General features: G+C 42.5%; 1 protein-coding gene. It reads left to right on the top strand.

Annotated features, from left to right (window positions below; all coding sequences use genetic code 11):
- Nucleotides 1–58: 58 nt before the first annotated feature.
- On the top strand, nt 59–334 hold a 276-nt coding region (locus AAEY88_RS12725), incomplete at its 3' end, for a DNA-3-methyladenine glycosylase I (RefSeq protein WP_350562962.1).

Here is a 334-nt window from a genome sequence, read left to right as displayed (position 1 = left end):
AAAAATACGCGACATTAAAATGACGCGCAAATAAAAGCACCGCAACTAAGGAACTATAATGACCAAGCAATCTCGCTGCTCATGGCTCGACACCAGCAAACCCGACTACATTGCATACCACGATAACGAATGGGGAGTGCCAGTGTATGACGATAAAAAGCTGTTTGAATTTTTAACGCTGGAGTCGGCGCAAGCAGGCTTGAGTTGGTACACTATTTTAAAAAAGCGTAATGGTTATAAAAATGCTTTTGCCGACTTTGATGTACACAAAGTAGCAGCATTTACCGAGCAAGATATTGAGCGACTAATGCTTGATGCGGGTATTGTGCGCAAT

Source organism: Psychrobacter sp. CAL346-MNA-CIBAN-0220 (genome assembly GCF_040309805.1).
Taxonomy (GTDB): Bacteria; Pseudomonadota; Gammaproteobacteria; order Pseudomonadales; family Moraxellaceae; genus Psychrobacter.
Note: the sequence above shows the minus strand (reverse complement) of the source record. Positions and strands in the feature narration are given on the sequence as shown.